The following is an 11,967-nucleotide window of genomic DNA, read 5'->3' on the forward strand; positions in this document are numbered from 1 at the left end:
ATTTAAAGCCGCTTGGAGATTAACGATACTGCACGACATCCAAACATAAATGTTTGGCCCGAGCGTTGGAGCAACCGGCCTTGCGCACCAGCGTCAGCGCCACGACCTGGTCGACCAGCCTGGCCTCAAGCGGCGCGATGCCCGGAGGCCGGGTCTTGACGCGCAGCAGTCCTTCGACACCCTCGGCCATGAAGCGTTCCTTCCATCGCCACACGCAGGTTTTCGACTTGCCGGTCGCCGCCATAATCGCGAGCGTTCCAAGCCCCTGATCGGGTCAGCAGAATGATCCGCGCCAGACATGCTTCTGCGGCGAACTCCGCCCCGCCACGATCGCTTCAAGCCGAGCCCTGTCCGAGGCCGTTACAGAAATGCTGATGCCAGTACGCATCCCCTAACGTCGCACGCTGCGGCGACAACAGAAATCCCAACAGGACTCTTTCGTCCCAATCAATCCACTAGAAGTGGCCGCAGATCGGAGTTGCCGGGCAAAGATGGAGAAAGCCAGCTTAGCGGAGTGAAAAACTCGACTAGAACGGTAATTGCGCGGCGATGAAACTAGCCGCCCAAACTACGATATTGCCGCCGTTTGTACCCCTCACTCCCACTCGATGGTGCCTGGCGGTTTGCTCGTCACGTCGTAGACGACGCGGTTGATGCCGCGTACCTCGTTGATGATGCGGGTGGCGGCTGCTCCCAGGAATGCCATGTCGTAATGGTAGAAGTCTGCCGTCATGCCGTCGACCGAGGTGACGGCGCGCAGCGCGCAGACGAACTCGTAGGTGCGGCCGTCGCCCATCACGCCGACGGTCTGCACGGGCAGCAGCACGGCGAAGGCCTGCCAGATGGCGTCGTAGAGTCCGGCCTTGCGGATCTCGTCGAGATAGATGGCGTCGGCCTCGCGCAGGATCTCCAGCTTTTCGCGGGTGATGCCGCCCGGACAGCGGATGGCGAGACCGGGACCGGGGAACGGATGCCGGCCAATGAAGCTGTCGGGCAGGCCGAGCTCCTTGCCGAGCGCCCTCACCTCGTCCTTGAACAATTCGCGCAGCGGCTCGACCAGCTGCATGTTCATGCGTTCGGGCAAGCCGCCGACATTGTGATGCGACTTGATCGTCACCGACGGGCCGCCGCTGAAAGAGACGCTTTCGATGACGTCGGGATAGAGGGTGCCTTGTGCCAGGAAATCGGCGCCGCCGAGCTTCTCGGCCTCCTCCTCGAACACTTCGATGAACAGCCGCCCGATGGTCTTGCGCTTCTTCTCGGGATCCGACTCGCCCTCGAGCGCGCCGATGAAACGGTCCGAAGCGTCGACCAGGATCAGCGGCAGATTGTAATGCTGGCGAAACATCTCCACCACGCCTGATGCCTCGTCCTTGCGCATCAGACCGTGGTCGACAAGGATGCAGGTGAGCTGGTCGCCGACCGCCTCATGGATCAGCAAGGCCGCGACCGAGGAATCGACGCCGCCCGACAGCGCGCAGATCACCTTGCCCTTGCCGACCTGTTTGCGGATCGTCTCGACCGCGTGCTCGCGGTAGGCGCGCATCGTCCAGTCGCCTTCGATGCCGGCGATGTTGTGGACGAAGTTGCGGAGCAGCCTGGCGCCGTCCGGCGTATGCACCACTTCGGGGTGGAACATGAGGCCGTACATTTTGCGCTCGACATTGCCGAAGATGGCGAAGGGCGAGCCCTCCGATTTTCCGAGCACCTCGAACCCCTTGGGCAGGGAGATGACGCGATCGCCATGGCTCATCCACACCTGGTGGCGCTGGCCGGGCGCCCACAGGCCCTCGAACAACGGGCTGTCCTTGGCGATCTCGACGAAGGCGCGGCCGAATTCGCGGTGGTCGGAGCTTTCGGCGACGCCGCCCATCTGCACGCACATCGCCATCTGGCCATAGCAGATGCCGAGCACCGGCACGCCGGCATCGAAGACGATCTGCGGCGCGCGCGGGCTGCCGATGTCGCCGGTCGAGGCCGGACCGCCGGACAGGATCACCGCCTTCGGATCGATGCGCTTGAACGCCGCCTCGGCCGACTGGAAGGGCACGATCTCGGAAAAGACGCCGGCCTCGCGGATGCGGCGGGCAATCAGCTGGGTGAACTGGCTGCCGAAATCGACAATCAGGACGGTGTCGGGATGATTGGCTGTTTTCATGGCGAGCGTTTAGAGAAAGAAACGAGTCGGCGCAATGGGTTGTGAGGTCGCGCTTTCACTTCGATTCCGGTGTGTTGTCCTGAACGCCAGAGGCTTTGTCCAATGCATCAGTTTGCGTTGTATCGAGTGACCGCAAGGCGCCCATCAGCGCCGCGAAACGCTCGTGACCAAGGCGGGCAACATAGCTCCGTTCGATCTGCAGCTTGATGCGGTCGCCATCGCGCAGGGCGTCCAGGCCCTTGCGGGTGTAGCGCACAAGCTTGCCGCGACCGTCTTGCGGATCGGGCAGACGGTGCAACACACCTTCCGTCTCCAGGCCATCGAGCAATTGCTGAATCGCCTGCTTTGAGATCGCCGAGCGCTCGATCAGCGCCGACTGGCGCATGCCGCCGCGCGGGATATGTCCAAGCAGGCCGGCACGCGCTTCGGTGAACCAGTGATGGCCGGCAGCGCGCATCGCAGCGGCGAACTCGGTCTGCCAGGCGCGGCTCGCCTGCCACAGCCGCCAACCTATGTGATCCGGCAGCGCTTCAGGTTTTTCGTCAAGGTCCTTGACCAAATTCTTCTCGCCCGATACATAGTCAAGCATCTTGACTACTAGTTCACTCTAAGTGGCGATGCCGGTCAAGGCAATCGGCGACTTCAATTCAGGAGGAAATCATGGCAGCACTTCAGAAGGAAGCCCTTGCAATGCTCATTCCGGGCATGACCCATGTGTTGGAACGAAACGGCAAGGAGGCTTACGTCTATTTTGAATGCGAGGGTGCCGCGCACATGCTGCTCGACGATGGCGAGGCGCGAAGCGGGCGCTGGCGGATGCTCGATGACGGTTATGTCGCCGACTGGGACACCGGCGCGACCGGACGCTGGACCCTCGATCACGAGCCCGGGTCAGTCACTTACATCAATCGCGACAACGCCGTTCGCTTCAGGATGATCGGCGTGCTGTTCGGCAACGCTAAGAACCTGCCGCCCCAACAAGCTTGAAGTCGATCGCGCCTGAGGCGATCGCCTGTTCCAGCAGTTGCACCGCCGCGGCCAGCTTCTCGTCGATGACGTGCAGATATTCGGTCCAGTCGCCAACGTGTCTCAGATCGGCCGCGCCGTCGGAAATGCCGCGCAGGCCGATAAGCGGAACGTCGAACAGCTGGCAGGCGCGCAGGCAGGCGAAGGTCTCCATATCGACCATGTCGGCGGCGATCGCGTCGTAGGCGGCGCCGGTGACGATTGCCGCCCCGGTCGACAGCGTCGCCTGTCTGACGCCTGGTATCCTGAACGGCAGCGGCACGCTGACAGGCAGGTCGAGGAACGGCGTGGCGCCCTTCTCGAACCCCAGGGGCGAGGCGTCCATGTCGCGGTAGCCAACCGAAACGGCCTGGTAGATTTCCGTCTGCTCCAGCGTCCGGCTGCCCGCCGACCCGAGCGACACGACGAGATCGGGCAGCGCCATCCCGGCATGCAGCCGGGATAGTTCGGCGCTGAGTCCGACGCCGGCCTCGACCGGTCCGACGCCGGTCATCAGCGGTGTGAACAGCCGCTGCAGGTGTGGACCGTATTCGGCCTCGGCCGCTATGACGAAGAGAACGGACTTGCCGGAGATCGGGGTGAGCTCACCAGGTGTCTTGCCGGCCATGATCGTCCATCCTCCCTACCCGCTCCTCAGCCCTCGATTCCGTCGCGGCCGAGCACTGTCATCATCGTTCCGGTCATCGTGGCGATCAGCTTGGCCTCGCCGTCGACGGCGAACGCATAGGCTTGTCCATCGGCGACGATGATGGTGCGGCCGGGCTTGGTCACCGAGCCGCGGAACAGGAAGCGCTCGCCCCTGCCGGGCGCCAGCAGATTGACCTTGAACTCGATGGTCAGCACGCCGGAATTTTCCGGCATCAGCGAGAATGCCGCATAGCCGCAGGCCGAGTCGAGAGCCGTCGAAATGACGCCGGCATGGAGAAAGCCGTGCTGCTGCGTCAGCGCCGCAGAATAGGGCATTTCGATCTCGATGATGCCGGGCGTCACCAGCGTCAGCTCGGCGCCGATCGTCATCATCGCGTTCTGGCGCGCGAAGGACGTCCTGACGCGGTCCTCATAATCGGGAGCAGGAACGATCTTTGCTGCCATGGCCGTCGCCCTTCGTTTCTCGGCAAATCTTATTGCAAAGGCATTTATCGCAGAGGGGTGGGCGGCAGGCAATCGCAAATGCTGCACTGCAGCATTCGGCTTAGCCCTGTATCGATGGCAACGATTCAGCCGGCCCGCCGCAGCGCGCAGAAGTAAAAGCCGTCGGTGCCGCTCAGCAATGGCGACAGCGAAATGCCGCCCGCAGCGCCAATGCGCATTGCCGCTTCGTGGCCCGCAAAACGGCTGTCCCAAAGCTGGCGGTGATCGAGCGGGACAAAACCGGGATGGCGGCCCCGGAAGGCCGAAACCTGGTCGCCATTCTCCTCGTCGAACACCGAACAGGTGATGTAAACCAGCAGGCCGCCGGGTTTGACGAAGTCCCTGGCGGCATCGAGGATCGTCTCCTGCTCGCCCTTGCGGGCGTCGAGCTGTCTTTGCGTCAACCGCCATTTAGCATCCGGCCGGCGCCGCCAGGTGCCGCTGCCGGTGCAGGGCGCATCGATCACGACGATATCCATGTGCTTGCCGAGCGGCGCCAGTTCGGCCGGCTTGGTGACGATCTGCACATTGCGGTTTTCCGAACGGCGGATGCGGTCGAAGATCGGCGCCAGCCGTGCCTTCTCGGCATCGTGGGCGAATATCTGGCCGCGATTGTCCATCGCCGCGGACAGCGCCAGCGTCTTGCCGCCGGCGCCGGCGCAAAAATCGAGCACCTGCATTCCAGGTTCGGCGCCGGCCAGTTCGGCCGCAATCTGCGAACCCTCGTCCTGAACCTCGAACCAGCCTTTCTGGAAGGCCGGTTCGGCCTGCACGTTCGGGTGCCTGCCATCGCCCTCGATCGGCGGGATGCGGATGCCGTGCGGCGCGACCCGGGCAGGCTTGGCGCCCGTCTCCGCCAGTTCCGCCAGCACCTTGCCGCGATCGGCCTTCAGCGTGTTGACCCTGAGATCGAGCGGCGGGCGCGTCGCCAGCGCGGCACCCTCTTCCACCCAGGCCGTGCCGAACGCCCGTTCGAACAGCGGCATGCACCAGTCGGCGATGTCTGCCCTTACGGCCGGCGGCGCATCGGCAAGCCGGCGACCGCCGAGCGTTTTCAATTCGTCGGCGGTAAGCAGCGGCGGCGCGAACTTGTCGCCCTCGAGCGCCTCGTTCAGCGACTGCGCCGTCTGGCCCCATTCGAGCAGCAGCGCGCCGAAGCCGATGGCGCGCGGTGTGTCTTCGCCCAACAGCCAGCCGGCCGAGCGCTTGCGGCGCAGCGCGTCGTAGACGATGTTGCCGATTGCGGCGCGGTCGCCGCCGCCGGCGAAGCGGTGCGACAGGCCCCAGTCCTTCAGCGCATCGGCCACCGGCCGGTGGCGACGGCCAATGTCGTCAAGCACTTCAATGGCTGCCGCCAGCCGCCCGCCCAGTCTCATTTGTCGTCTTCCATTACTCAGTAAATTAATTCCGGCCCTGCTCTTAGAGCTTTTCGTGCCCTGATTGAAACAGTTCTGTTTCGCCGACGGCGAGACGATCCATGCCGAGGGGTGACGAATGTGGATTGGTGCATCGCGAGCCGCGGCCACCAGGCGGGCGCCGGCATGCGGAACGAACAATTCGATCAATATATTATAAGTCTCTAATGTGCGTATCCGGCGCTCACAAGCATAGCGGCTTGCGAAACTGCTCTGCTTTGCAAGTTTTCCGGTTGCGAATACTCTTTGCGCGGTGATTCGCGTCGCAGAAAAAGCGGAGCCGCGGGTCGATACGAGGAGAGGGCAATGAAAACTTATCTGGCGGAAGTTCTAGGCACGTTTCTATTGGTGTTCATCGGCACGGCTTCGGTGGTGACGGGCGGCTTCGGCGGCGCGCTGCCGCTCGGCCAGGAAGGTATCGGTCTGGCGTTCGGCATCGGCCTGATAGCGGCCGCTTACGCGATCGGCCCGATTTCCGGCGCGCACCTCAATCCGGCGGTGACGCTCGGTGTGTTCCTCGCCGGGCGGATGCCGGCTAGGGACGTCATTCCCTACTGGATCGCGCAGGTCATCGGCGCCATCATCGCGTCGCTGGCGCTGTGGATCATCGTCTCCGGACAGGTCGGCGGCCACACCGGCGGCTTCGGCGCCAATGGCTGGGACGTGACGAAATGGGGCGTCAGCTCGGCCTTCCTGTGGGAGCTGATCGGCACCTTCACCTTCGTCACGGTGATCCTCGGCGTCACCAACGCCAAGCACACGACGGCCTTCGCCGGCCTGGTTATCGGCCTGACGCTCGCCGGACTGCACTTCGCCATCATTCCGGTGACCGGCACATCGCTCAACCCGGCCCGTTCGATCGGACCGGCGCTGTTTTCGGGAACTGCGGCGATCGGCCAGCTCTGGCTGTTCATCGTCGCGCCGCTGATCGGCGGCGCCATCGCCGGCGTGGTCGCAAAGGCCGGTATCTTCGAGAAAGACTGATTTTTCGAAGGCTTCATGGAAAAGGCGCGGGTCGAGGCCCGCGCCTTTTTTTGTTGCGTCGAGAATTCGTATGCCCGGATCAGGCCGCGAGGTCGAAACGGTCGGCGTTCATCACCTTGGTCCAGGCGGCGACGAAGTCCCTGACGAACTTCCGCTCGGCGTCGGCCGATCCGTAGACCTCGGCCAGCGCCCGCAGTTGCGCGTGCGAGCCGAAGATCAGGTCGGCGCGGGTGCCGGTCCACCTGACTGCCCTGGTCTTGCGGTCGCGCGCTTCGTAGACTTCATCGGAACCGGCGGCCGGATCCCAAACCGTGTTCATGGAGAGCAGGTTGACGAAGAAATCGTTGGTCAACGTGCCCGGCCTGTCGGTGAACACCCCGTGCTTCGACTGACCGGTGTTGGCGCCGAGCACCCGCAACCCGCCGACGAGCACCGTCATCTCCGGCGCCGTCAAGGTCAGCAGCTGCGCCCGGTCGACCAGCATCGCTTCGACCGACATCGGCGGCTTGCCCCTGACATAATTGCGGAAGCCATCGACTTTCGGCTCGAGCGCGGCGAATGACTGGACATCGGTCTGTTCCTGCGAGGCGTCCATGCGGCCTGGCGTGAACGGCACCCCCACGTCATGGCCGCCGTCTTTCGCCGCCTTCTCGATCGCCGCGACGCCGCCAAGAACGATCAGGTCGGCAAGCGAGACCTTCTTGCCGCCGGACTGCGAGTTATTGAAACCCTTCTGGATGCTTTCGAGTGTCTCGAGCACCTTGGCCAGCTGCGCCGGCTGGTTGACCTCCCAATCCTTCTGCGGCGCCAGGCGGATGCGGGCGCCGTTAGCGCCGCCGCGCTTGTCGGAGCCGCGGAAAGTCGAGGCCGAGGCCCAGGCGGTCGAGACCAGTTCTGAGACGGACAGGCCGGAGGCCAGGATCTTCGCCTTCAGCGAGGCGATGTCCTGCTCGCTGACCAGCTCGTGCTCGATTGCCGGTATCGGGTCCTGCCAGATCAGCTCTTCCTTCGGCACGAGCGGGCCGAGATAGCGGACGGCCGGACCCATGTCGCGATGCGTCAGCTTGAACCAGGCGCGGGCGAAGGCATCGGCGAACTGATCAGGATTCTGATGGAAGCGCCGCGAGATCTTCTCGTAGGCCGGGTCGACGCGCAGCGCGAGGTCGGTGGTCAGCATCGCCGGCGCGCGGCGCTTGGAGGGATCGTGCGCGTCCGGCACGGTGCCTGCACCGGCGCCGCCCTTCGGCGTCCACTGATGGGCGCCGGCCGGGCTCTTGGTCAGCTCCCATTCGTAGTTGAACAGATTGTCGAAGAAGTTGTTGCTCCATTTGGTCGGCGTCGTGGTCCAGGTCACCTCGAGGCCCGAGGTGATGGCGTCGCCGGCAATGCCGGTGGCGTGCTTGCTCGACCAGCCGAGGCCCTGCGCCTCGATGCCGGCGCCTTCCGGCTCCGGGCCGACGAGCGATGCATCGCCGGCGCCATGGGTCTTGCCGAAGGTATGGCCGCCGGCGATGAGCGCCACGGTTTCCTCATCGTTCATGGCCATGCGGGCGAAGGTTTCGCGGATATCGCGCGCCGCGGCCAATGGATCGGGCGTGCCGTTCGGGCCTTCCGGGTTGACGTAGATCAGCCCCATCTGCACGGCGCCGAGATGGCCCTGAAGTTCGCGGTCGCCGGAATAGCGCTCGTCGGCGAGCCACTTGGTTTCCGATCCCCAGTCGACGTCCTGCTCCGGCTCCCAGACATCGGCGCGGCCGCCGGCGAAGCCGAAGGTCTTGAAGCCCATCGATTCCAGCGCGACGTTGCCGGTGAGGATCAACAGGTCGGCCCAGGAGATTTTCCTGCCGTATTTCTGCTTGACCGGCCACAGCAGCCGGCGCGCCTTGTCGAGATTGGCATTGTCCGGCCAGCTGTTGAGCGGCGCGAAACGCTGCTGGCCGGCGCCGGCGCCGCCACGGCCGTCGCCGATGCGATAGGTACCGGCGCTGTGCCAGGCCATGCGGATGAAGAGCGGGCCGTAATGGCCGAAATCGGCCGGCCACCAATCCTGCGAATCGGTCATCACCTGGTGCAGATCCCTGATCACCGCATCGAGATCGAGGCTCTTGAATTCCTTGGCGTAGTCGAAGTCCTCGTCCATCGGGTCCGACAGGCTGGACTGCTGATGGAGGACGCCAAGGTCAAGCTGGTTCGGCCACCAGTCACGGTTGCTCCTCCTGGCCGATCCATGTGGGACCGGGCATTTGCCGGCGCTGTTGTCGTCGGTTTTCGCGTCCATCTTTGCCTCCGATTTGTTGATTTTTCGGGATTTTGTTGATTTTCCGGGCAGGGCCGGCGGCCGCGCCATCCTGGAATGGTTCCAGACTAGCCCGCCCAGCCGATAAAGACAAATTGCCTTTGCTGTTTATTCTGATAGGTTTTCCTTATGATCGGTTTGACCGTCCGGCAGATGCATTATTTCGAGGCGCTGGCGCAGACGCTGCATTTCGGCCGTGCCGCAAAACTCGCCGGCGTCAGCCAGCCGGCGCTGTCTTCGCAGATCGCCGAGATGGAGCTGCGGCTGAATTGCCGTCTGTTCGAGCGCGGCGGCAAGGTGGTGCGGATGACCGACGAGGCCGTGGCCCTGCTGCCGCGCATCGAGCGCATTCTTGCCGACGTCCGCGACGTCGAGGCGACGGCCCGGCGCGGCCGCCCGGCGCTGGAAGGCCGCTTCCGGCTCGGCATCATCCCGACGGTGGCGCCCTATCTCCTGCCGCATGTGCTGCCGGAGCTGAAACGGCATTTCCCGGCCTTGCAGCTGGAACTGCGCGAAGCCGTGACCGCCTCCCTGGTCGAGGACACCAGTTCGGGAAAGCTCGACGCCTTCGTTGCGGCGCTGCCTCTCGATTACCCAGGCCTGGTTACCGAGGAACTTTTCTCCGACCGGTTCTTCCTGGCCGTGCCGGCCGGCGATCCCGCCTTCGCCTCGCCGCCGGTGCCACCGGAGAGCCCGGCGCTGGAGCGGCTGATGCTGCTCGAGGAAGGCCATTGCCTGCGCGAACAGGCGCTCGCCGTCTGCGGCAGCGTGCGGCCGGTGGCGATGGCAAGCTATGGCGCGACCAGCCTGACGACGCTCTTACAGATGGTGGCGCACGGGCTCGGCGTCACGCTCATCCCGGAAATGGCGGCCGGACCGGCCAGCACTATCCCCGATTTGAAGATCGTGCCGTTCCAGGAACCGATGCCGCAACGCACGATCTGCCTCGCCTGGCGGCGCAACAAGGTCCGGCACGACGAGTGCGTCGAACTGGCGAAGATCATCCGCAGGCTGGATGCGGCGGTGCTGGCGGCTTGAGCGGCGGGTCAAGGATCCGGTTTTAGCCCCGAAGCCAACCTGCAAGAAAACGACTTCAATCCTTTTTCCAGGCTGCGAGCAACGGGCCGTTGCTTCCATAGACAGGGTCCTTGCGCGGACGGCCGACCCTGGGGATCGAGACGACTGCCTTGGCATGGTCGGCGGCGGTCGTACACAGGTCATAGGTGCCGGATGGAGGATAGGCGCCGACAACCAGAAAATCGTCGGATGCGGAAAGACGCTGGTGCCCGGTGCCGGCCGGAAGCACCGCGACGTCGCCGGCCTTCAGCGGCAGCGTCCGCCCCTTGCTGCCGCCAAAGCGGACCTTGGCCGTGCCGCGCGCAACGCCCAGCACCTCGTGTATCCGCGAATGGTAGTGGACGTAACCGTAGATGCCGTTGCGCCAGCTATCGCCCCAGCCATTTGCCTCGAAAAGCGCCTCGATGACAGCCGCCGGATCGAAGTCTTCGGGCAGCGTCACGGCACCGCGATAGACGACCAGCGGCCAGAACGGATGGTTGGGCACCAGGCCATCATCGCTGAAACGAAACTCGTTCGGTTTGCGCGGCCTGAGGAGGTCGGCGACCTCTCGCCTGCCCGGCCTGGCGATACCGGTGACCTGCTCGACGGCTTTCTTCGTGGTTTGCAGAATGCTCATGGTGCGGCCTTGGATTGGTGGTGGCTTCATGCCGATTAACCGGCTGCATGGCGGGTCGGTTCCGCTGAGGGCAGAGTTCCGCGATCTGTGCGGTCGGCATTTGACGTCCGGGCACAGCGAAGCCGCCCAAGTTTCAAGACTTGAACACCGCAAGCATGTGAAGATCCAATCGGTCCCGCAGCTGTGTCGTCCCATGGCACGGATGAGACGATTACACTGTTTTGCCACAGCGCTCGCGACAGCTCGCGAAACGGGCGACCCGCAGAGGCTTTTTTCGTGTTATGATGCACTTGCAACGCGCGTAATCTCGACCTCGGCAATATGGCAAGGGTCGAACGCATTTTTGCCCCGGCGTCGCCCAGCATGGACTCAACTCCGGATGGCTGGGTGTGCTTATCCGGGGCGAGGAGGTTGTCCATGTCCACGAGTAATGTCGAACGCCCGCTGCAGCCGGGCGACCGGGCGCCGAATATTATTCTCGATGCGATCTCCCGCGAAGGCAAGATCGCGCTCGACGATTTTCGAGGCCGTAGCCCGTTGTTGATCGGTTTGTTCCGAGGCCTGCACTGTCCGTTCTGCCGGCGCCATGTCGCGGCGATGGCGCAACTTAAGCCGGCCCTGCGTGAGAAAGGCATCGAATGCCTGGCGGTGGTCAATACGCCGGTAGAGCGGGCGCGGCTCTATTTCCGTTACCACCCGGCACCCGATCTTCTCGCCGCATCCGACCCGGAGCGGGCCTCGCACCGTGCTTTCGGCTTGCGCGAGGTCGGGATGGACACGGTCATGGCGATCCGTGTCGATCTCCCGGGCGAGTTGCCCGAGCCTATGGACGTCATGGCAATGTACGAGTTTCTTAACAAGAAGGAAGGATATGAGATTACGGGAGCCGATCAGCAGGCGATGGCTTCCGGCCAGGGGCAGCTTGTCGGTCAATTCCTAATCGACCGGGCGGGCATCGTACGCTGGAACTTCACTGAAGTTCTGGAGGATGGCCTCAATACCTTCAAGGCGCCGAATCCGGAGGAATTGATGTCAGCGGCCTCCCAAGTTGCACATTGATGGGCTGCGGAAATAGGCGGCTGACACTCGCTCGACGACCGCGCCCTTCCCGCTCACTACCGGGGAACGGCCGTCCTGGGTCAGAACCTGAGGATCGTGGATGACCGCTTCGCGCCCAATGCACGAACCCGCTTCGCGGGAGGGGCGCCTCGTTCTGAGATGGCGCGACTGCCATTTTGACTTGAGCGGGTAGAGGGGTCGA

The 11,967-nt window shown here is 64.0% G+C and carries 11 protein-coding genes and 1 pseudogene; 4 read left to right on the forward strand and 8 right to left on the reverse strand.

What is annotated here, in order from left to right:
• Nucleotides 1-88: 88 nt before the first annotated feature.
• The 3 genes and pseudogenes from NKH60_RS33720 to NKH60_RS33730 all read right to left on the reverse strand — a co-directional run.
• Nucleotides 89-388: pseudogene (locus tag NKH60_RS33720) on the reverse strand (helix-turn-helix domain-containing protein); the annotation flags it as partial.
• Between the two features lie 207 nt (nt 389-595).
• Nucleotides 596-2,158: a glutamine-hydrolyzing GMP synthase gene (guaA, locus tag NKH60_RS33725; RefSeq protein ID WP_352473470.1), complete on the reverse strand. Its 1,563-nt coding sequence runs from the start codon at nt 2,156-2,158 to the stop codon at nt 596-598.
• 55 nt (nt 2,159-2,213) lie between these two features.
• Nucleotides 2,214-2,747, reverse strand: a complete 534-nt coding sequence (locus NKH60_RS33730) for a MarR family winged helix-turn-helix transcriptional regulator (RefSeq protein ID WP_352617798.1) — start codon at nt 2,745-2,747, stop codon at nt 2,214-2,216.
• Nucleotides 2,748-2,818: 71 nt separating this feature from the next.
• Here NKH60_RS33730 and NKH60_RS33735 point away from each other — a divergent pair, with 71 nt between their 5' ends.
• Nucleotides 2,819-3,145, forward strand: a complete 327-nt coding sequence (locus NKH60_RS33735) for a hypothetical protein (RefSeq protein ID WP_352617801.1) — start codon at nt 2,819-2,821, stop codon at nt 3,143-3,145.
• Here NKH60_RS33735 and NKH60_RS33740 read toward each other — a convergent pair.
• The 3 genes from NKH60_RS33740 to NKH60_RS33750 all read right to left on the reverse strand — a co-directional run bounded on the left by NKH60_RS33740 (nt 3,117) and on the right by NKH60_RS33750 (nt 5,691).
• Complete coding sequence (locus NKH60_RS33740; RefSeq protein WP_352617804.1) at nt 3,117-3,791, reverse strand: 5'-methylthioadenosine/S-adenosylhomocysteine nucleosidase; 675 nt, start codon at nt 3,789-3,791, stop codon at nt 3,117-3,119. The genes NKH60_RS33735 and NKH60_RS33740 overlap by 29 nt on opposite strands.
• A 26-nt stretch (nt 3,792-3,817) precedes the next feature.
• Nucleotides 3,818-4,276: a PaaI family thioesterase gene (locus NKH60_RS33745; protein ID WP_023677140.1), complete on the reverse strand. Its 459-nt coding sequence runs from the start codon at nt 4,274-4,276 to the stop codon at nt 3,818-3,820.
• 125 nt (nt 4,277-4,401) lie between these two features.
• A complete protein-coding gene (locus NKH60_RS33750; RefSeq protein WP_352617806.1) occupies nt 4,402-5,691 on the reverse strand; it encodes an RsmB/NOP family class I SAM-dependent RNA methyltransferase in 1,290 nt (429 codons plus the stop codon).
• 345 nt (nt 5,692-6,036) lie between these two features.
• Here NKH60_RS33750 and NKH60_RS33755 point away from each other — a divergent pair, with 345 nt between their 5' ends.
• A complete protein-coding gene (locus NKH60_RS33755) occupies nt 6,037-6,714 on the forward strand; it encodes an MIP/aquaporin family protein (RefSeq protein WP_023677138.1) in 678 nt (225 codons plus the stop codon).
• Between the two features lie 79 nt (nt 6,715-6,793).
• Here the strand turns inward: NKH60_RS33755 and katG are convergent, their stop codons facing one another.
• Entirely contained in the window at nt 6,794-8,992 is a 2,199-nt protein-coding gene (gene katG / locus NKH60_RS33760; protein ID WP_352617810.1) for a catalase/peroxidase HPI, read from the reverse strand.
• Nucleotides 8,993-9,139: 147 nt separating this feature from the next.
• Here katG and NKH60_RS33765 point away from each other — a divergent pair, with 147 nt between their 5' ends.
• Complete coding sequence (locus tag NKH60_RS33765; protein ID WP_352617813.1) at nt 9,140-10,048, forward strand: hydrogen peroxide-inducible genes activator; 909 nt, start codon at nt 9,140-9,142, stop codon at nt 10,046-10,048.
• A gap of 55 nt (nt 10,049-10,103) precedes the next feature.
• Here the strand turns inward: NKH60_RS33765 and NKH60_RS33770 are convergent, their stop codons facing one another.
• A complete protein-coding gene (locus tag NKH60_RS33770; RefSeq protein WP_352617815.1) occupies nt 10,104-10,706 on the reverse strand; it encodes a cupin in 603 nt (200 codons plus the stop codon).
• Nucleotides 10,707-11,123: 417 nt separating this feature from the next.
• Here NKH60_RS33770 and NKH60_RS33775 point away from each other — a divergent pair, with 417 nt between their 5' ends.
• Nucleotides 11,124-11,765: a peroxiredoxin-like family protein gene (locus tag NKH60_RS33775; RefSeq protein WP_352617818.1), complete on the forward strand. Its 642-nt coding sequence runs from the start codon at nt 11,124-11,126 to the stop codon at nt 11,763-11,765.
• Nucleotides 11,766-11,967: the final 202 nt, after the last annotated feature.

This window comes from Mesorhizobium sp. M1006 (genome assembly GCF_040318825.1).
In the GTDB taxonomy this organism is placed as follows: domain Bacteria; phylum Pseudomonadota; class Alphaproteobacteria; order Rhizobiales; family Rhizobiaceae; genus Mesorhizobium.